The following is a 17475-nucleotide window of genomic DNA, read 5'->3' as shown; positions in this document are numbered from 1 at the left end:
GGCGCAGCTAGAGGAGAAGGCCGAAGATGCGGCAGTCGCGCCGCTCGCCGTCTTTCAGGATGTGGCCGCGCAGCAGGCCTTCCTCCTTGAAGCCCAGCTTCTGCAGCAGGTTTTCGGAGCGTCGGTTGCCCAGATGGGTGCGGGCGGTGAGCTTCCGCAGGCCGCTGACGGCCGCGTAGGCGGTGACGTTGCGCATGACCTCCAGGCCGTAGCCGTGGCCCCAGGCGTCGCGGCTCAGCATGAAGTTCATCTCGGCCCGTCGGTGCCGGCGGTCGATCGACGACAGTTCGCACGCGCCGATGAACTCACCTGTCTCGAGGGTGCGGATCGCCCAGTGGATCGCCTTGCCGGCGCCCATCGCCTCCACCTGGCCGCGCACGATCTCGGCCACCACGTCGGGGTCGTCGATCTCGGGCCAGTCCCAGTAGGCCATCACCTCCGGGTCATCCATGATCGGGAAGATGTGCGCGGCGTCCTCGGCCGTGAGCGGCTCGAGCCGGAGACGCTCGGTCTCCAGGATGGGCAGGCGCTTCAATTCGAGAATCATCGCTTGTCAGGAGACTGCGACGACCTAGGTATGGCAATGGCGCACACACGGTGATAGAGCGCCCGCTTCAATTTCGGGCGGCGTCTGTGGCCGCCCGAACGCACTGGATCGCTCATGCTGCTGAACCTGCTGCTCGTCCTCGAGATCCTCGTCAGCCTCGGCCTGATCGGCGTGGTGCTGCTGCAGCGCTCCGAGGGTGGCGTGCTGGGGCAGGGCGGCGGCCCCTCGGGCTTCATGACGGCGCGGGGCGCGGGCGACCTGATGACCCGCACCACCTGGATCCTGGGCATCACCTTCTTCGTGCTGGCGCTGGGCTTGACCCTGCTGGCCGGCCGGGAGCGCGGCGCCTCGTCGCTGGTCGACCGGCTGAACGTCGACGCCGTCGATCCGAACACCCTGAACCGTCCGCCGGCCACGCCGGCTCCGGCCCAGCCGGGCGCTCCCGTCCCGGTCCCCGGCGCGCCCGGCCCGCTGACCGCCCCGGCCCCTACCGTCCGCAACCCCTTCACCGGCGAGGCCCCTCCGGCCACGACGCTGCCCGCCCCGGCGCCCACCGCGCCGGCTCCCGCGCCGTCGCAACCGTAGCGGTGGATGGTTTTCAGTCCGGGGCAGCCTTCGGCTCCGAATCACGGCTAATCTGAACGCCCATGGCCCGGTACATTTTCATCACCGGCGGCGTGGTCTCCTCATTGGGAAAAGGTCTCGCGTCCGCCGCCCTTGGCGCGCTCCTTCAGGCCCGCGGCTACAAGGTCCGCCTGAGGAAGCTCGACCCCTACCTGAACGTCGACCCGGGGACGATGAGCCCCTATCAGCACGGCGAGGTCTTCGTGACCGACGACGGGGCCGAGACCGACCTCGACCTCGGCCACTACGAGCGGTTCACCGGGGTGAACGCCACCCGCGGCGACAACATCACCACGGGTCAGATCTACAAGAAGATCATCGAGAAGGAGCGGCGCGGGGACTACCTCGGCGCCACCGTCCAGGTGATCCCGCACGTCACCGGCGAGATCCAGGACTTCGTGCTCGCCGATCCCGGCGAGGGCGTCGACTTCGTGCTGGTCGAGGTGGGCGGCACGGTGGGCGACATCGAGGGCCTGCCGTTCTTCGAGGCGATCCGGCAGCTCGGCCAGGAGCTGCCGCGCGGCCACGCCTGCTACATCCACCTGACCCTGCTGCCGTTCATCAAGACCGCGGGCGAGATGAAGACCAAGCCCACCCAGCACTCGGTCAAGGAGCTGCGGTCGATCGGCATCCAGCCGGACATCCTGCTCTGCCGCTGCGAGCAGCCGATCCCGGAGGGCGAGCGCAAGAAGATCGCGCAGTTCTGCAACGTGCGCCCCAGCGCGGTCATCCAGGCCATGGACAGCGCCAACATCTATGCCGTGCCGCTGGACTACCATGTGCAGGGCCTCGACCGCGAAGTGCTGGACGTATTCGGCATGCGCGACACCGCCCCGGCGCCGGACCTGTCGCGCTGGCAGCAGATCGTCCACACCCTCACCCACCCCGACGGCGAGGTGAACATCGCCATCGTCGGCAAGTACACGGCGCTCACGGACGCCTACAAATCGCTGATCGAGGCGCTGATCCACGGCGGCGTGGCCAATACCGTGCGCGTGCGCTTCGACTGGATCGAGGGCGAGGCCTTCGAGCGCGACGAAAGCCAGATCCGCGAGCGCCTCACCGGCGTGCACGGCGTGCTAGTGCCGGGCGCCTTCGGGGAGCGCGGCTCGGAGGGCATGATCCGCGCCGTGCAATTCGCCCGCGAACACGACATCCCCTATTTCGGCATCTGTTTCGGCATGCAGATGGCCATGATCGAGGCGGCCCGGAACCTGGCCGGCATCAAGCAGGCGTCGTCCACCGAGTTCGGCCCCACCTCCGAGCCGATCGTCGGCCTGATGACCGAGTGGGTGCGCGGCAACGAGAAGGAGGTCCGCTCCGAGGGCGGCGAGCTCGGCGGCACCATGCGCTGCGGGGCCTACGATGCGATCCTTGTGCCCGGCTCGAAGGTGGCCGAGATCTACGGCTCGCCCACCATCGCCGAGCGACACCGGCACCGCTACGAGGTCAACATCAGCTACCGCGAGCGGATCGAGGCCACAGGGCTGAAGTTCACCGGCCTGTCCCCCGACGGAGTGCTGCCGGAGATCTGCGAGCGCATCGACCACCCCTGGTTCATCGGGGTGCAGTACCACCCGGAGCTGAAGAGCCGGCCCTTCGACCCGCACCCCCTGTTCGCCAGCTTCATCGGCGCGGCCAAGGAGCGGAGCCGCCTGGTCTGATGGCCCTGACGCCCGACGACATCCGGCGGGCCGCCCTGGCGCTCCCCGAGGCCTACGAGGAGCTGCACTTCGACATCCCGTCCTTCCGGGTCGCGAAGAAGATCTTCTGCACGATCCACCTGAAGGAGCCGCGGATCATGCTGAAGCTCGACCCGGAGGATCAGCACAACCTCTCCGACGGCGAGGTCATCGAGCCGGTCCCGGGGTACTGGGGGAGGGGCGGGGCGACCTTCGTCTGGTACGGGAAGCTAGAGCCCGGACGGCTGCCCGGGCTCATGCGGCTGGCGTGGGCCAACGTCGCGCCGAAGAGGCTCCTGAAGGCCTAGTGGTCGGCCTGGGTCGTGTGGCCCGGGTGGGACTTGGCGCCCTTGTGGTGCTTGCACGAGACGTTCGGGTTGAAGGGGGTGAAAACCCCGTTCGGGTTGTCCCGATAGATCCAGACGTGGCGGTCGTAGTGCGGCTGGAACATGTGCGCCTCGTCGATGGCGGTCTTGGGGTCGTCGGCCATCCTGTCCCAGGTCACGCCGTGGAAGCTCGGCGGCGTCTTGTGGCCGGCGGCTTCCCAGGCCTTGATGAAGACCAGGTTCTCCACCGCCACCAGCTCCATCGAGCCGTCGGCCTGCGGCTCGTAGATCAGGATCGACGGCTTTCGGAAGTCGGTGTGCAGGCCCTCGCCGTCCACCCGCGGGTTCGGCGGCGCCGAGACACCGATCAGGTCGGGCCGGAAGTAGTGCACGCCCATGGCGCCAAGGTGCGCCGGCTTGCCCATCATCTCGGCGGTGTCGCACAGGTCGAACGGGTCGCGGATATAGCCTTCCGCCAGCGCCACGTTGACGTCCTGGAAGCGCTCCGTCGCCTTGCGGACCTCGGCCAGGGTGGGCTCACCGGCCGCGGGCTTCGGCGGCGCCGCGGTCGCGGCGCTGCACGCGGCGGCGGTCAGGGCGAGCAGGATCGTGGTGGCGGTTCTCATCGGAAATTCCCCCAAGGAGTCAGGTGCAAGACGGCGCCGCCGGAAGCGGGCGCTTCCGGCGGGGGCTGGGTGAGAGCTCTGCTGTAGAGCGAGGTGGCGGGGCGGATATCACCGCCGAACCGTGTTCGCCAATCTGCGATCTTGCACAGCTGTGCTGCGCCCGCGCAGTATGACGGGCGTGGATTGGGACGACCTCCGCTACGTGCTCGCCGTCGCGCGGGAAGGCTCGGCGCTCCGGGCAGGACGCCTGCTGGGCGTCAACCAGACCACCGTTCTGCGCCGGCTGGACGCCCTGGAGTGCGACCTGGGCTCGGCGTTGTTCGAGCGCAGCCGGGGCGGGCAGGCCCTGACCGAGACCGGCCAGCTGGTCGCCGATACCGCCGAGCGGATGGAGCGGGAGGCCGAGGCGCTGAAGGCGGCGCTCGCGGCGCGCGACCGCACCCTCTCAGGCTCGGTGCGGGTCACCACCAGCGACACCCTGGCCAACCGGCTTGTGACGCCTTGCCTGCGGGCGTTCCGCAGCCTGCATCCCGACATCACCATCGAGCTGATCACCGACGATGCGCGCCTGGACGTGGCGCGCGGCGAGGCCGACGTGGCGCTTCGCGCAGGCTCCCGGCCGGAAGGCGCGGGGATCGTGGCGCGCCGCCTGCCGGACGCGCAGTGGACGGTCTACTGCAGCCGCGCCTACGCAGCCGAGCACGGCGCGCCGAGGAGCCGTGAGGAGATCCCCGGCCACGAGATCGTCGGAATGGACGGGCGCATGGCGCAGCTCCCCGGCATCGCCTGGCTGGCCGCATCGGCCCCAGAGGCGGTGATCCGCTTCCGCAGCAACAGCCTGATCAATCTGGCGTCCAACCTGAAGGCGGGCCTTGGCCTGGGCGCGCTGCCCACCATTGTCGGCGACTCCGAGCCCGAGCTGGTCCGCTGCTTCCCGCCGCCGGCTGAGCTGGACTCGGAGATGTGGCTGATCGTGCGCGAGGAACTGAAGGGCCGCCCGCACGTGCGCGCCTTCACCGACTTCCTGGCTCGCTACATCCGCGAGACGGTCACCGGGACCGAGACCGCCTAGCGAACGAAGAACAGCAGCCAGAAGGCCATCAGCACAAAGTTCGATAGTGCGAACACCGTCAGCCGGTGGAAGACGTTGTTGTAGGTCAGGTGGATCAGCGAGTGGAGCGCCCGTAGGGCCACGTAGGTCCAGGCGACGGCCACGACCATCCCGTCCACCTTGCCAGCGACGTAGTACATGACCCCAGCCACGTAGAAGAGCAGCGGGATCTCCAGCAGGTTCATGTAGTTACGGTTCGGGATCGACACCGCGCCGGGCACCCGGCCGGACTCGCCGAACTTGAAGTCGTCGGCCGCCACCTGGCCGGCGAACGCGGCCCGGAAGCGGCGCGCCGGGATCAGTCCCAGGACGGTGAAAGTGAGCAGCGCCAGCGCCCCCATCGGCGCGAAGATCAGGTCCTGCGGCATGTGCGCCTCCAGCTGATTGACAGTGTAAGCTAGAACGCCGTCAGCCGCGCGCAATCGCCCAATCCTGCAGAGGGGGTCTGCGTCCTCACCCCGCCGCCAAGCTACAGCTTGTGGCCTGCGACGGCGTGCCCCACTACCGATTGCGACGCGTCTCGGCCACCTAACATCCGAATGAGCCGCGGATTAACCGCGCCACGTCAGTCTCAGCGTCGTCGATCTGGCGTCTGCCAGGGCCCGTCGGGGGCCTTGAAGGGGGCAATTTGACCGAACTCGTCGTCGTCGCCGGCCAATCCAACGCGCTCGGCTACCAGGTCTCGCCGTCCGAGTTGCCGGCCTGGTACCAGCCCACAGCACAGGTGCAGATCTGGACCGACGCCGGTTGGCGCACCCTCACGCCCGGCGTCAACACCGGCACGCCGGCTAACCCCAATGCCTGGGGCCCGGAGGTCGCCTTCGCCCACGCCTGGGTGCAGGAGCATCCCGGCGAGACCCTCTACATCGTCAAGAGCGTCAAGGGCTCGACCCCTCTGGCCGACGCTCCCGGCGAGGACTGGTCGCCGCGCAGCGACGGCTCGCTGTTCGACGCCACGACGGCCAAGGTCGCCGCCGCCCGTGCGGCGCTGGGGGGGGCGGTATCCACCACGGTGCTCTGGTTCCAGGGTGAGCAGGACGCCTCGAGCCCTGCCTGGGCCGACGCCTACGCCGCCAACCTCGCCGAGCTGCAGGCCGCGGCCGCCCAGGAATGGGGCGCCAGCCGCTTCCTGATGGGTCGCATCGACACGGACTACGGAGCCAACGCCACGGTGCAGCAGGCCCAGGGCCCGGGCTTCAACACCGACGAGTTCCTCAAGCAGGGCGACAACCTCCACCTGACCGGCCAGGCCCAGATCGACTCTGGCTTCAGCTTCTATTCGCTCTACGACGACACCCCGCTGCAGGTGGCCTTCGGCACGGCTGGGAATGACCGCTACATCGGATCCACGGGGGCCGACAGCGTGGCCGCGCAAGGCGGCGACGACCTGCTCTACGGCGGCGCCGGCGCGGACTGGTTCCACGGCAACACCGGGGCGGACACCCTCTACGCCGGCTCCGGGGCCGACGTGGTCTACGGCGGCCAGCAGGACGACCGCATCAGCCTGGACGACGGCGACGACTTCGGCCAGGGCAACCTGGGCGCCGACACCCTGGCCGGCGGCTGGGGTGCGGATTCGCTCTACGGCGGGCAGGGCGCCGACCTGATCGGCGGCGGCAAGGGGAACGACTTCATCGCCGGGGACCGCGGGACCGACACGCTTTCGGGCGGAGAGGGGGCGGACCGCTTCTACTTCTTCTGGGCCGCCGACAACGACGTGGTGGCGGATTTCGACGGCGCGGCCGGCGACCGCATCCTTCTGGAGCCGGGGACGGGCTGGGCGCTCACCGAGGCGGCGGGCGACACGGTGATCCTCTTCACGGCGGGGTCGGTGACCCTCGACGGGGTGGCGCTTTCCACCTTCGATCCGGCCTGGATCACCTAGCCGGGCTGGTCCCTTGATCGCGCGCGGGCTTTGAGGCATACACCCGCGCTCACGTCGGCGGCCTCGTTCGGGCCGCCGCAGTCATTTCGAGATTCCGATGGCCGTTCCCAAGCGCAAAACCTCGCCCTCGCGGCGCAACATGCGGCGTTCGCACCACGCCCTGGGCCGCAACTCCTTCGTCGAGGACAAGGAGACGGGCGAGCTGAAGCGTCCGCACCACGTCGATCTGAAGACCGGCATGTACAAGGGCCGCCAGGTCCTGACGCCGAAGGAAGACTAAGCGCCTCCTGACGCGCGTCTTCGCCGTATTTCCGAACGCCGGTCCCGTGGGCCGGCGTTTGCTTTTGTGCCCGGCCCTAGCTGGCGGCGGCCAGCGGCGGCGGGTCCAGGGCCTCGCGTACCGCCGGCAGCCTCGATCGGCTGACGGGCAGGACCACGCCGTCGTCCATGACCAGCCGCCAGCGGTGGCCGTCCCGGTCCAGCCGCTGCACATGCGCCAGGTTCGCGATGGCGGAGCGGTGCACCCGGAGGAAGGAGGCCGGCAGCTGGGCTTCCAGGCGCTCCAGCCGCACGGCGTGCAGCAGGCTGCGGCCGCCTGCGACACGCAGCTCGGCATAGTCGTCGGCTCCTAGCACAGCGACGATATCCTTCATCGGGACAAGCTCGACCCCGCGGGCGCTCGCCACCGTGAGCCGGTCGGGCCGGCTGGCGGCGCGGGTGAGGGCGGCTTCCCGGTCTCGGTCGTCGCGGCCAAGCCGCAGCACCTCGGCGACCAGCAGGGGCAGGGTCAGGGCGGCGGCCAGCACGAAGTACGAGATGTCCAGCAGGGAGAAGGGCGCCAGCACCGCGGCGGCCAGGAACAGCGCGAACCACCCGCAGGTCGGCCGCGCGCCGGGGACGCGGTTGCGGACGCCGACCAGGGCGGCGATCGCCGCCAAGCCTGCACCGACGGTGAGAGCCAGGCTGGACTTCACGTCGAATCCCTGGACCGCGTAGCTCGCCGGCACCGCTAAGGCGGCGATGGCGAGCAGGAGCTTCCGCCGCCTCGGCATGAAGCGGGAGCCCGACCAGGCGACGAGCAGCAGCGAGAACGCCACCGCCAGCAGCCAGATGGCCACCATCCGCCAGGCGTGGACGGGATAGTCGTACCGCCATAGGTGCCGCAGGTTCTCCACCAGGGCCTGGGTGGCGGCCACGCCGGCCAGCGCCGCCAGCAGCAGGCTCGAGCCCGTCCTGCGCATCGCGTGGATCGCGCCGAAGCCGAAGGCCGCCGCCGCCAAGGCGCCTGCGGCCACGAAGGTCACCGCCAGCAACGGCAGGCGCGAGGGCTGCGGATAGCGGCCGATGCCGACGCCGCCCACCGGCGCCGCGAAGCGCATGCCCACGTGGAAGGCGGACATGCGGACCACCAGCTCGTTGCCCTCGGCTCGCCAGAGCGCGTCCGGGATGGGGAGGGCGGTCTCGTAACGGCCGGGCCGCTCGGCTGAGGCCGTGGGGCCGGGCTGGCCGTTCGCGCCGAGTCTGACGCCGTTGAACCAGGCTTCGGTGGAGGCGGCGGCGTAGACGAAGACCGCCTTCGGGCCCTCGCCCCGGCGCGGCGTCACCGGCGCGCGCAGCCAGATCTCGCGCCCCTGCGGGTCGATGCGGCCGACGAGCGGGCGGCAGTCTGTGAGCACCGGCCCACGACCGTCGGCGCTCGCCGCGCCGCGGCATACCTCCCACGGCCCCACGTCCGCCCGCGCCGCACCGGCGAGCAGGGCGAGGAAGCCCGCGATCAGGAGGCTGCGCCACATTCCGCCAGTCTATGGCGCCGTTCGCGGAGGCGCGCGGCTGTTCGCCGATCCGCCGGCGCCGTTGGCCGATGCGCGCGCCCGGAGCTCGCGACGTGCGGTCTGCTGGCGCCATGAGCCTTCAGATCCATCGCCGAGCCGTCCTCGCCGCCGCAGGTCTCGCCCTGCCGGCCGCGGCCATTGCCCAGCCACAAGCCCAAGCAGGGCCGTTCCGCTTCAAGGGCTGGAAGGGCCAGGAGACCGACGCCGAGCGCGGCTTCTTCGAGGCGCCCGAGGATCGCCGCGATCCCAGGTCCCGCCGCATCCGGCTGCACTACGTGCGCTTTGCCTCCACCAATCCGCGGCCTGGCCCGCCCATTGTCTACCTAGCCGGAGGGCCGGGCGGCACCGCGACGGGGACGTTCACCGGCCCGCGCTTCCCGATCCTGCTGGCGCTGCGCGAGGTCTGCGACGTCATCGCCTTCGACCAGCGCGGCACGGGCCTGTCCAACCACATCCCGCGACGCCCGCGTCCCTCCGGGCCTGTGCCACTGTTTACGCGCGCCGGGCTGACGGCCCACATGCGCACCGAACTGCAGCGCGCATGGGCCGACTGGACGGCGAAGGGCGTCGCCATGCGGGGCTACAACACCAACGAGAGCGCCGATGACATCGAGGATCTGCGCCAGCATCTCGCCGCGGATAAGATCAGCCTGTGGGGCATCAGCTACGGCTCCCACCTCGGCCTCGCGGTGCTCAAGCGGCACGGCAGGCACGTGGACCGAGTGGCGCTGGCCAGCCTGGAGGGCCAGGACCAGACGGTGAAGCGGCCCGCCCGCTGGGACGGCTACATCGAACAGGTCGCGGCCCTCGCCGGCGCGCCTGGCCTGCCAGACCTGATGCGCCGCGTGCACACCCGGATGGAGGCCGACCCCGTCCCGATGTCGCTGCGGTTCGGCGGACCGGCTCCGGTCGATGTCCGGGTCGGCGGCTTCCCCGTGCAGATGGCGGCGGGATCGTTGGCAGCCAATCCGGACACGCTCGCCATGCTGCCGCGGCTCTACAGCATGCTCGACGCAGGCAAGACGGAGATGTTCTCGGCCTTCGCCGGCCAGATGGGCGGCGTCCTCGGGATCGAGGGCATGCCAGAGGCCATGGACCTCGCCTCCGGCATCTCGCCCCGCAAGCTGGCCATGGTGGAGCGCGAGGCCAGGACGTCCGTGATCGGCGACGCGCTCAACTTCCCGATGCCGCACCTCCTGGGGGCGATCCCGGGCGCAGACCTGGGGGAGGACTTCCGCCGTCCGATCCACATCGCCCATCCGGCGCTGCTGGTGGCCGGCTCCCTCGACGGACGCACCGTCCTGGCGGAGCAGGCTGAGGTCGCCGCGCAGTTCCGCAACAAGTCCCAGGTCCTGGTCGAGAACGCCGGCCACAACGTGTTCGAGGCCCATCCGGAGGTGCAGGCGATGCTGGTCCGCTTCTTCCGCGGCGAGCGGGTCCCCGACACGGGGCTCGCCCTGCCGCCCCCGAAGTTCCAGGTGTGATCGCCGGGCGTTGCCCCGGCCACGACCCATGGGCTAAGCCTCCGGCCGCTCCCGAACAGCCGGAAGGACCCCATGACCGAGATCGTCGACATCACCGCCCGCGAGATCCTGGACAGCCGCGGCAATCCCACGGTCGAGGTCGACGTGATCCTGGAGGACGGCTCCATGGGCCGCGCCGCCGTCCCCTCCGGCGCCTCCACCGGCGCCCACGAGGCCGTCGAGAAGCGCGACGGCAACAAGAAGCGCTACGGCGGCAAGGGCGTCTCCCAGGCCGTGGATGCGGTCAACGGCGAGATCTACGACGCCCTGGCCGGCTCCGACGCCGAGGACCAGCGGCGCATCGACCGGATGCTCATCGAGCTCGACGGCACGCCGAACAAGAACCGGCTCGGCGCCAACGCCATCCTGGGCGTCAGCCTCGCGACCGCGAAGGCGGCGGCGAGTTCCGCCGCCCTGCCGCTCTACAAGTACGTGGGCGGGGTCTCGGCCCGCGTCCTGCCGGTGCCGATGATGAACATCATCAACGGCGGCGCGCATGCCGACAATCCGATCGACGTGCAGGAGTTCATGATCTTGCCCACCGGCGCCGACACCTTCGCCGAAGGCCTGCGGATGGGCGCGGAGATCTTCCAGGCGCTGAAGAAGGCGCTGCATGACGCCAGCCACAACACCAACGTCGGCGACGAAGGCGGCTTCGCCCCCAACCTCTCGAGCTCCGAAGAGGCGCTGGCCTTCATCATGAAGGCGGGCCAGGCCGCGGGCTACAAGGCCGGCGACGACTTCGTGCTCGGCCTCGACGTGGCCTCCACCGAGTTCTTCAAGAAGGGCAAGTACGTCATGGAAGGCGAGGGCAAGACCCTCGATCCGGGCGGAATGGTCGACTACCTCGAGAACCTGGTCGGCAAGTTCCCGATCGTCACCATCGAGGACGGCTGCGCGGAGGACGACTTCGACGGCTGGAAGCAGCTCACCGACCGCCTGGGCGGCAAGGTCCAGCTGGTGGGCGACGACCTCTTTGTCACCAACCCGGCGCGCCTCAGCCAGGGCATCGACAAGGGCCTCGCCAACTCCATCCTGGTGAAGGTCAACCAGATCGGCACCCTGTCCGAGACGCTCGACGCCGTCGACATGGCCCACCGCGCCGCCTACACGGCCGTGATGAGCCACCGCTCGGGCGAGACCGAGGACTCCACCATCGCCGACCTGGCGGTCGCCACCAACTGCGGTCAGATCAAAACGGGCTCGCTCTCGCGCTCGGACCGCACCGCCAAGTACAACCAGCTCCTGCGCATCGAGGAGGAGCTGGGCGACCAGGCCCTCTACCTCGGCCGCTCGGCCCTGAAGCAGCGGGCCTGATACGCCGGGCCAGCTGACTGTAGCCCAGCGCCATGGCGGGGCAGCGAAAGCTCCGCCATGATCGTCCACATGGACGAGACAATCCGCCCCGCGCGCCCGGACGAAGCCGACACGATCCTCGAGATCATCAACGCCGCCGCCCAGCGGTACAAGGGCGCGATCCCGGACGACTGCTGGCACGAGCCCTACATGTCCGCCGGGGACCTGGGCGAGCAGATGGCGCGGGGCGTGGTCTTCTCCGTCGTCGAACGCGACGGCGAGGTGGTGGGCGTCATGGGCCTGCAGGCGGTAGACGACGCCGACCTCATCCGCCACGCCTATGTGCGGCCGTCCGCGCAGGGGCAGGGGTTAGGCGGGCGCCTGCTGGAGCACTTCAAGGCGCTGTCGAAGCCGAAGCTCCTGATCGGCACCTGGGCCGCCGCCACCTGGGCAATCGGCTTCTACGAAGCGCACGGCTTCGCTCTCGCGCCCGGCGAACGCGCCCAGCAGCTCCTGAAGCGCTACTGGCGCATCCCGGCTCGCCAGGCCGAGGTGTCGGTCGTGCTCGAACGGCTGCGGGGTTAGCGCACCCTTAACCACACCGGCCCAAATCCTTCGCGGTGATCCAGAAGGATTCGCCGTGTTCGACCGCCTTCGTACCTACCTGCCCACCGTCGCGCTTGCGTTCCTGATCTTCTACTTCTCGGTGCACGCCTTCACCGGCGAGGGCGGCCTGCTGCGGTCGGGCCAGCGCGACGCCACCCTGATCGCCAAGACCAAGGAATTGCAGCGCCTGCGCGCCCAGAGGCAGGACCTGGAGCTCCGCGCCCAGCTCCTGCGCGACACCAGCCTTTCCGCCGACCTGCTCGAGGAAAGGGCGCGCTCCCTGCTAGGCTTCGCCGATCCAAGGGACTATGTGATCCGCCTGACCCCTTGAGCCGCCTTGGCGGTTATCCCAAGGGACATCCAGTTCTGGATCACGGAGTGACGCATGGCGCGTGGGCAGACCGGCGAGCCCGGTCGGCGGAAAGCCAACGGCTCTGACCACAAGGCGGACGCCGGCAAGGACGAGCTTCTAGGCTACTACCGGGACATGCTGCTGATCCGCCGCTTCGAGGAGCGCGCGGGCCAGCTCTACGGCATGGGCCTGATCGGCGGCTTCTGCCACCTCTACATCGGCCAGGAGGCCGTGGCGGTGGGCGTGCAGGCGATCAAGCAGCCCGGCGACCAGGTGATCACCGGCTACCGCGACCACGGCCACATGCTGGCCTGCGGCATGGACCCGCGCGAGGTCATGGCCGAGCTCACCGGCCGGGCCGGCGGCTCGTCCAAGGGCAAGGGCGGGTCGATGCACATGTTCTCGACCGAGGCGGACTTCTACGGCGGCCACGGGATCGTGGGCGCGCAGGTGGCGCTGGGCACCGGCCTGGCGCTCGCCAACAAGTACCGCGACAACGGCAAGGTCAGCTTCACCTACTTCGGCGACGGGGCCGCCAACCAGGGCCAGGTCTACGAGAGCTTCAACATGGCTCAGGTCTGGAAGCTGCCGGTCGTCTACATCATCGAGAACAACCAGTACGCCATGGGCACCTCCATCGAGCGGTCGTCCTCCGAGACCCGCCTGCACAAGCGCGGCGTCTCCTTCCAGATCCCCGGCGAGGAGGTCGACGGCATGGACGTGCTGGCCGTCAAGGCCGCCGCCGAGAAGGCGGCCGAGCACGCCCGCTCCGGCAACGGCCCCTACATCCTGGAGATGAAGACCTACCGCTACCGCGGCCATTCCATGAGCGACCCGGCCAAGTACCGGACCCGCGAGGAGGTCGACGAGATCCGCAAGACCCGCGACCCCATCGACCATGTGGAGGAGATCCTCGAGAAGCAGGGCTGGGCCGACGAGGCGACGCTCAAGTCCATCGACGCCGAGGTGAAGCGCATTGTCGCCGACGCCGCGGAGTTCGCCCGCACGAGCCCCGAGCCCGAGCCGTCGGAGCTCTGGACCGACGTCTACACCGAGGCCTCCGTGGAAGGGGCCCGCGCATGACCGAGATCCTGATGCCGGCGCTGTCGCCCACCATGGAGGAGGGCACGCTCGCCAAATGGCACGTGAAGGAGGGCGACTCCGTCCGCTCCGGCGACGTGATCGCCGAGATCGAGACCGACAAGGCCACTATGGAGGTCGAGGCGGTCGACGAGGGCGTGGTCGAAGCCATACTGGTGCCCGAAGGGACCGAGGAGGTGAAGGTCAACACCCCGATCGCCCGGCTCGTCGGGGAGGGCGCTCCGGCGCAGCCGTCGCAGGCCGCTGCGCCGAAGTCCGATGACACCGGTGGCGGGCGTGGCGAGGCCGAGGCCTCCGCCGGCGACCCGGAGAAGAAGCCGCCCGAACAGGCCAAGGGCCAGCCGGAAGGCGAGGGGCCGGCCGCCGTCGTCCCCGCCGAGCCGCTGAAGGACCCCGAGCTGCCCGCTGGCGTGAACCTGGTAAAGGTCACCGTCCGCGACGCGCTGCGCGACGCCATGGCCGAGGAGATGCGCCGCGACGAAACGGTCTTCCTGATGGGCGAGGAAGTCGCCCAGTACCAGGGCGCCTACAAGGTCTCCCGCGGCCTTCTGGACGAGTTCGGCGAGCGCCGGGTGATCGACACCCCGATCACCGAGTACGGCTTCACCGGCCTGGGGGTCGGCGCGGCCATGGCGGGCCTGAAGCCGATCGTCGAATTCATGACCTTCAACTTCGCGATGCAGGCCATTGACCACATTATCAATTCCGCCGCGAAGACCCTCTACATGTCCGGCGGCCAGCTGCGCACCGCCTGTGTCTTCCGCGGCCCCAACGGCGCCGCCGCGCGGGTGGCCGCCCAGCACAGCCAGGACTACGCCGCCTGGTACGGCCACGTGCCTGGCCTGAAGGTCATCGCTCCCTACGACGCGGCCGACGCCAAGGGCCTGCTCAAGGCGGCCATCCGCGACCCGAACCCCGTCGTCTTCCTGGAGCACGAGATGCTCTACGGCCAGGAGTTCGACGTCCCCGAGGGCATCGACTGGGTGGTGCCGATCGGCAAGGCCAAGGTCCGACGCGAAGGCTCCGGCGTCACCATCGTCGCCTACTCCCGTATGGTCGGCCTGTCGCTCAAGGCCGCCGAAGAGCTGGCCGCCGACGGCATCGACGCCGAGGTCATCGACCTGCGCACCATCCGTCCGATGGACATCCCAACCGTCGTGGAGAGCGTGAAGAAGACCAACCGCCTCGTCACCGTCGAGGAGGGCTGGGGCCCGATGGGCGTCGGCGCCTATGTCGCCGCGCGCGTGGTGGAGGAGGCGTTCGACTTCCTGGACGCCCCGCCCGCGCGGGTCTGCCAGAAGGACGTCCCGCTGCCCTACGCCGCCAACCTGGAGGCCCTGTCGCTCCCCTCGGTGGAGGACATCGTCAAGGCCGCCAAGCAGGTGAGCTACAAGTGACGGACGACGGCTTCAGCTGGCGCGGCGGCGGCTGCCACTGCGGCGGCGTGCGCTTCGAGGTCTGCCTTCCGGCGGAGGTGGAGGCCCAGGCCTGCAACTGCTCCATGTGCGCTAAGACGGGCTTCATCCACATCATCGTGCCGGAGAGCCGCTTCCGGATCACCAAGGGTGCGGAACGGCTCAGCGAGTACACCTTCAACACCCGCGTGGCGAAGCACCTGTTCTGCTCCGAATGCGGCATCAAGGGCTTCTACCGGCCGCGCTCCAACCCCGACGGCTGGAGCGTCAACGCCCGCTGCCTGGACACCACCGACGGCCTCGACCTGAAGATCGAGCTCTTCGACGGACAGAACTGGGAGGCCAACGCGCACGGCCTCTCGCACCTGTCGAAGGAGCCGGCATGAGCCATCAGCTCGCCGGCCACTGCCATTGCGGCGCCGTCCGAGCGATCCTGGACACGCCGCGGGCAGCCGCCGACCTCCCGCTGCGCGCCTGCCAGTGCTCGTTCTGCCGCACGCGCGGCGCGCTCACCACCAGCGACCCGGAGGGCCATCTGCACATCGAGGCTGCCCCCGGCAGCGTGAACCGCTACCGCTTCGGCCTGCGGGTCACCGACTTCCTGCTGTGCGCCGAATGCGGCGCCTACGTCGCCGCCGTCTCGGAGATCGAGGGCGCGCTGATGGGCGTGCTCAACGTCCGCGGCGTCGACCTGGCCGGGTTCGAAGGCCGCGATCCCGATCCCATGATCTATGACGAGGAGACGCCCGACCAGCGCCTGGCGCGACGCCAGGACCGCTGGATGCCCGTGGCCCTCGTCGAAGCCCAGCCGAGCATCTGACCATGCCCATCGACATCCTCATGCCAGCGCTGTCGCCCACCATGGAGGAGGGCACGCTCGCCAAGTGGCACGTGAAGAAGGGCGACTCCGTCCGCTCCGGCGACGTGATCGCCGAGATCGAGACCGACAAGGCGACCATGGAGGTCGAGGCGGTCGACGAGGGCGCCGTCGAGGAGATCCTCGTCGCCGAGGGCACGGAAGGCGTGAAGGTCAACACGGTCATCGCCCGCCTCTCCGGCGAGGGCGAGGCCTCCGGCCCGAATGCGGAGGCGCCCAAGGCCGAGCCCGCCAAGTCCGAGCCCGCGAAGGCGGGGGCCCCGAAAGCCGAGGCCCCGAAGCCCGCTGCCGCGCCGCCTCAGCCGGAGCCGGTCAAGGCCGCCGCCTTCCAGGCCTCGCCCGGCCCGCGGATCTTCGCATCGCCGCTCGCCCGGCGCATCGCCGAGCAGAAGGGCCTGGACCTTTCCGCGGTGAAGGGCTCCGGCCCGCACGGCCGCATCGTCAAGGCCGACGTGGAAGCCGCCCAGCCCGGCCAGGCCAGCGCCCCGGCCGCGGCTCAGCCCGGCGCGCCGGCGCCCGCCGCGCGTCCGGCCGCCGAGCCGCGCCAGGTCCAGAGCCTGGAGCAGATGGGCATCCCCGCCGGCAGCTACGACCTCATCCCGCTGGACGGCATGCGCAAGACCGTGGCGCGGCGGATGACGGACAGCTTCCGCGACGTGCCCCACTTCCCGCTGACCATCGACCTGGAGATCGACGGCCTGCTGGCCGCCCGGACCAAGGTCAACGCGCTGCTGGAGAAGGAAGGGCTCAAGGTCAGCGTCAACGATTTCGTCCTGAAGGCCGCCGCCATCGCCCTGAAGCGCGTGCCCGAGGCCAACGCCTCCTACGCGCCCGAAGGCATCGCCATGCACCACCACGCCGACATTGCGATGGCCGTGGCGGTGCCCGGCGGCCTGATCACGCCGATCATCCGCCAGGCCGAGACCAAGGGCCTGGCCGAGATCGCCCGCGAGGCCAAGGACCTGGCGGAACGGGCCCGCAACAAGAAGCTGAAGCCCGAGGAATTCCAGGGCGGCACCTTCTCGGTGTCCAACCTCGGTATGTTCGGCATCAGGACCTTCGCCTCGATCATCAACGAGCCGCAGGGCTGCATCCTCTCGGTCGGGACGGGCGAGAAGCGGCCCGTGGTCCGCGGCGACCAGCTCGCCATCGCCACGGTCATGTCGGTGACGCTCACCTGCGATCACCGCGTAGTGGACGGCGCCGTCGGGTCGCGCTGGCTGGCGGCCTTCAAGGCCCTGATCGAAGACCCGATCACGATGATCGTCTGACCCCCCGCTCATCCCCGCGAAGGCGGGGACCCAAGCGGAGCCTCGGCATGGATTCCCGCCTTCGCGGGAAGGAGCGGAAGTAAGGAATGGCCACGGATTTCGATGTGGTGGTGATCGGCGCCGGCCCCGGCGGCTATGTGACCGCCATCCGCGCCTCCCAGCTCGGCATGAAGACCGCCATCGTCGAGCGCGACGCCCTGGGCGGCATCTGCCTGAACTGGGGCTGCATCCCCACCAAGGCCCTGCTGAAGTCCGGGGACGTCTACGAACAGCTCGACCACCTGAAGGACTACGGCCTGATGGTGGAGAAGCGCGGCTTCGACTTCGCCGCCGTCGTCCAACGCTCGCGCAAGGTGGCCGCCCAGCTCTCCTCCGGCGTGGCCTTCCTGATGAAGAAGCAC

Annotated in this window: 20 protein-coding genes; 16 read left to right on the top strand and 4 right to left on the bottom strand. The window is 69.8% G+C overall.

The window, feature by feature from the left end:
- Positions 1-7: 7 nt before the first annotated feature.
- Entirely contained in the window at positions 8-535 is a 528-nt protein-coding gene (locus VIL76_RS00100; protein WP_332042938.1) for a GNAT family protein, read from the bottom strand.
- A 126-nt stretch (positions 536-661) separates the two neighbouring features.
- Here VIL76_RS00100 and secG point away from each other — a divergent pair, with 126 nt between their 5' ends.
- From secG to VIL76_RS00085, 3 genes are all read left to right on the top strand, one after another.
- Entirely contained in the window at positions 662-1132 is a 471-nt protein-coding gene (secG, locus tag VIL76_RS00095) for a preprotein translocase subunit SecG (RefSeq protein WP_332042937.1), read from the top strand.
- 62 nt (positions 1133-1194) lie between these two features.
- Positions 1195-2835 (top strand): CTP synthase, encoded by a 1641-nt coding sequence (locus VIL76_RS00090; protein WP_332042936.1) that lies wholly within the window; start codon positions 1195-1197, stop codon positions 2833-2835.
- Positions 2835-3161, top strand: coding sequence for an MmcQ/YjbR family DNA-binding protein (locus VIL76_RS00085; protein WP_332042935.1), 327 nt, complete (start codon positions 2835-2837; stop codon positions 3159-3161). The genes VIL76_RS00090 and VIL76_RS00085 overlap by 1 nt, the downstream gene beginning before the upstream one ends.
- On the opposite strand, the gene VIL76_RS00080 is transcribed toward VIL76_RS00085, so the two are convergent.
- Positions 3158-3805 carry a hypothetical protein gene (locus VIL76_RS00080; RefSeq protein ID WP_332042934.1) on the bottom strand — a complete coding sequence of 216 codons (648 nt, stop codon included), beginning with the start codon at positions 3803-3805 and terminating at the stop codon, positions 3158-3160. The genes VIL76_RS00085 and VIL76_RS00080 overlap by 4 nt on opposite strands.
- Before the next feature lie 178 nt (positions 3806-3983).
- Between VIL76_RS00080 and VIL76_RS00075 the strand changes: the two genes are divergently transcribed.
- Entirely contained in the window at positions 3984-4877 is an 894-nt protein-coding gene (locus tag VIL76_RS00075; protein WP_332042933.1) for a LysR family transcriptional regulator, read from the top strand.
- Here the strand turns inward: VIL76_RS00075 and VIL76_RS00070 are convergent.
- Complete coding sequence (locus VIL76_RS00070; protein WP_332042932.1) at positions 4874-5284, bottom strand: MAPEG family protein; 411 nt, start codon at positions 5282-5284, stop codon at positions 4874-4876. The genes VIL76_RS00075 and VIL76_RS00070 overlap by 4 nt on opposite strands.
- Positions 5285-5544: 260 nt before the next feature.
- Here VIL76_RS00070 and VIL76_RS00065 point away from each other — a divergent pair, with 260 nt between their 5' ends.
- Both VIL76_RS00065 and rpmF read left to right on the top strand, forming a co-directional pair.
- Positions 5545-6801: a sialate O-acetylesterase gene (locus tag VIL76_RS00065; RefSeq protein WP_332042931.1), complete on the top strand. Its 1257-nt coding sequence runs from the start codon at positions 5545-5547 to the stop codon at positions 6799-6801.
- A 97-nt stretch (positions 6802-6898) separates the two neighbouring features.
- On the top strand, positions 6899-7081 hold the full coding sequence (rpmF, locus tag VIL76_RS00060; protein ID WP_332042930.1) for a 50S ribosomal protein L32: 183 nt from the start codon (positions 6899-6901) through the stop codon (positions 7079-7081).
- Between the two features lie 76 nt (positions 7082-7157).
- Here the strand turns inward: rpmF and VIL76_RS00055 are convergent, their stop codons facing one another.
- Positions 7158-8594, bottom strand: coding sequence for a LytTR family DNA-binding domain-containing protein (locus tag VIL76_RS00055; RefSeq protein ID WP_332042929.1), 1437 nt, complete (start codon positions 8592-8594; stop codon positions 7158-7160).
- A 110-nt stretch (positions 8595-8704) separates the two neighbouring features.
- Here VIL76_RS00055 and VIL76_RS00050 point away from each other — a divergent pair, with 110 nt between their 5' ends.
- From VIL76_RS00050 to VIL76_RS00005, 10 genes are all read left to right on the top strand, one after another.
- Positions 8705-10117, top strand: a complete 1413-nt coding sequence (locus VIL76_RS00050) for an alpha/beta hydrolase (protein WP_332042928.1) — start codon at positions 8705-8707, stop codon at positions 10115-10117.
- A 72-nt stretch (positions 10118-10189) separates the two neighbouring features.
- Positions 10190-11473, top strand: coding sequence for a phosphopyruvate hydratase (eno, locus tag VIL76_RS00045; protein ID WP_332042927.1), 1284 nt, complete (start codon positions 10190-10192; stop codon positions 11471-11473).
- A 57-nt stretch (positions 11474-11530) separates the two neighbouring features.
- A complete protein-coding gene (locus VIL76_RS00040; RefSeq protein ID WP_332042926.1) occupies positions 11531-12037 on the top strand; it encodes a GNAT family N-acetyltransferase in 507 nt (168 codons plus the stop codon).
- 55 nt (positions 12038-12092) lie between these two features.
- Positions 12093-12389 carry an FtsB family cell division protein gene (locus VIL76_RS00035; protein ID WP_332042925.1) on the top strand — a complete coding sequence of 99 codons (297 nt, stop codon included), beginning with the start codon at positions 12093-12095 and terminating at the stop codon, positions 12387-12389.
- Positions 12390-12443: 54 nt separating this feature from the next.
- Positions 12444-13493, top strand: a complete 1050-nt coding sequence (pdhA, locus tag VIL76_RS00030) for a pyruvate dehydrogenase (acetyl-transferring) E1 component subunit alpha (protein WP_332042924.1) — start codon at positions 12444-12446, stop codon at positions 13491-13493.
- Positions 13490-14908 carry a pyruvate dehydrogenase complex E1 component subunit beta gene (locus tag VIL76_RS00025; RefSeq protein ID WP_332042923.1) on the top strand — a complete coding sequence of 473 codons (1419 nt, stop codon included), beginning with the start codon at positions 13490-13492 and terminating at the stop codon, positions 14906-14908. Before pdhA ends, VIL76_RS00025 begins: the two co-directional genes overlap by 4 nt.
- The gene (locus VIL76_RS00020) at positions 14905-15312 is read left to right on the top strand and encodes a GFA family protein (protein WP_332042922.1); all 408 of its coding nucleotides are present in this window, start codon (positions 14905-14907) and stop codon (positions 15310-15312) included. Before VIL76_RS00025 ends, VIL76_RS00020 begins: the two co-directional genes overlap by 4 nt.
- Positions 15309-15746: an aldehyde-activating protein gene (locus tag VIL76_RS00015; RefSeq protein ID WP_332042921.1), complete on the top strand. Its 438-nt coding sequence runs from the start codon at positions 15309-15311 to the stop codon at positions 15744-15746. Before VIL76_RS00020 ends, VIL76_RS00015 begins: the two co-directional genes overlap by 4 nt.
- 2 nt (positions 15747-15748) lie before the next feature.
- Complete coding sequence (locus VIL76_RS00010) at positions 15749-17074, top strand: pyruvate dehydrogenase complex dihydrolipoamide acetyltransferase (protein WP_332042920.1); 1326 nt, start codon at positions 15749-15751, stop codon at positions 17072-17074.
- An 86-nt stretch (positions 17075-17160) separates the two neighbouring features.
- The coding region (locus tag VIL76_RS00005) for an FAD-dependent oxidoreductase (protein ID WP_332042919.1) at positions 17161-17475 on the top strand (315 nt) is incomplete at its 3' end.

It is taken from the genome of Phenylobacterium sp. (genome assembly GCF_036563285.1).
Lineage (GTDB): Bacteria > Pseudomonadota > Alphaproteobacteria > Caulobacterales > Caulobacteraceae > Phenylobacterium.
Note: the sequence above shows the minus strand (reverse complement) of the source record. Positions and strands in the feature narration are given on the sequence as shown.

Bases quoted from the DNA above. Each gene is read 5' to 3' on its own strand.
- VIL76_RS00090 (WP_332042936.1), top strand. From the start codon at position 1,195: ATGGCCCGGTACATTTTCATCACCGGCGGCGTGGTCTCCTCATTGGGA.
- VIL76_RS00015 (WP_332042921.1), top strand. From the start codon at position 15,309: ATGAGCCATCAGCTCGCCGGCCACTGCCATTGCGGCGCCGTCCGAGCG.
- VIL76_RS00070 (WP_332042932.1), bottom strand. From the start codon at position 5,284: ATGCCGCAGGACCTGATCTTCGCGCCGATGGGGGCGCTGGCGCTGCTC.
- VIL76_RS00040 (WP_332042926.1), top strand. From the start codon at position 11,531: ATGATCGTCCACATGGACGAGACAATCCGCCCCGCGCGCCCGGACGAA.
- rpmF (WP_332042930.1), top strand. From the start codon at position 6,899: ATGGCCGTTCCCAAGCGCAAAACCTCGCCCTCGCGGCGCAACATGCGG.
- VIL76_RS00010 (WP_332042920.1), top strand. From the start codon at position 15,749: ATGCCCATCGACATCCTCATGCCAGCGCTGTCGCCCACCATGGAGGAG.
- secG (WP_332042937.1), top strand. From the start codon at position 662: ATGCTGCTGAACCTGCTGCTCGTCCTCGAGATCCTCGTCAGCCTCGGC.
- VIL76_RS00085 (WP_332042935.1), top strand. From the start codon at position 2,835: ATGGCCCTGACGCCCGACGACATCCGGCGGGCCGCCCTGGCGCTCCCC.
- VIL76_RS00055 (WP_332042929.1), bottom strand. From the start codon at position 8,594: ATGTGGCGCAGCCTCCTGATCGCGGGCTTCCTCGCCCTGCTCGCCGGT.
- VIL76_RS00050 (WP_332042928.1), top strand. From the start codon at position 8,705: ATGAGCCTTCAGATCCATCGCCGAGCCGTCCTCGCCGCCGCAGGTCTC.
- VIL76_RS00025 (WP_332042923.1), top strand. From the start codon at position 13,490: ATGACCGAGATCCTGATGCCGGCGCTGTCGCCCACCATGGAGGAGGGC.
- pdhA (WP_332042924.1), top strand. From the start codon at position 12,444: ATGGCGCGTGGGCAGACCGGCGAGCCCGGTCGGCGGAAAGCCAACGGC.
- eno (WP_332042927.1), top strand. From the start codon at position 10,190: ATGACCGAGATCGTCGACATCACCGCCCGCGAGATCCTGGACAGCCGC.
- VIL76_RS00080 (WP_332042934.1), bottom strand. From the start codon at position 3,805: ATGAGAACCGCCACCACGATCCTGCTCGCCCTGACCGCCGCCGCGTGC.